Annotated in this window: 1 protein-coding gene; it reads left to right on the top strand. The window is 49.3% G+C overall.

The window, feature by feature from the left end; genetic code table 11:
- Positions 1-402, top strand: a 402-nt coding sequence (locus RE027_RS17965) for an HNH endonuclease (RefSeq protein WP_368809661.1), incomplete at its 5' end; no start/stop codon positions are given.
- Positions 403-700: the final 298 nt, after the last annotated feature.

The following is a 700-nucleotide window of genomic DNA, read 5'->3' as shown; positions in this document are numbered from 1 at the left end:
TCACGGTCTACGCCTGGCAAAATAGCCGGGAACGCAGATACGTACGGCTATATCCAGATAATGATCGATAAGAAATTAATTTTCGCTCATCGGTTGGCTTTTTTGTATATGGACGGTGCGCTGCCGCCGGCTGATAAGTGTGTCGATCATATCAATGGCAATCCCAAAGATAACCGATGGGACAACTTACGTATCGTTACCCAGTTTGTTAATCAACAGAACAGACACAAAGTTCGAAAAGGGGCGAAGTCCAAGCTGATTGGAGCAAACTGGTGCAAAGCTCGCGGCGTATGGCGTTCCGCTATTCGCATCAACGGGCAACGTAAAGAGCTCGGTAGTTTCCAAACTGCGGAGTTGGCTCACGAGGCTTACATGAAAGCTAAAGCTGAAATGTGTCGTTAACGCCTACACGACACCAAACCCGCCTCAGTGCGGGTTTTTTTATGTCCGAAATTCTTCGCGCCACGCTCGGCGCAATTCAACCACAGAGCCTTTCAGGGGTGAGCCATAGGGAACGGTCGGTGTGACTGTCTCTGTGGGCTGATCATTCCTGAGCGCTGGCTCACCCGCTAAAAGGAAAGTCACTATGTTCGGTATCTTTAAAAAGAAAGCACGTAAAGCTGTTGTCGAAGTTAAGAAAATGGAAAACCGCGACGCGGTTGAAGCTACGGTGTGGGGTGCTTACTCCATTGCGTATGCC

Origin of the sequence: Kocuria sabuli (assembly GCF_040981185.1) — a bacterium.
Lineage (GTDB): Bacteria > Actinomycetota > Actinomycetes > Actinomycetales > Micrococcaceae > Kocuria > Kocuria sabuli.
Note: the sequence above shows the minus strand (reverse complement) of the source record. Positions and strands in the feature narration are given on the sequence as shown.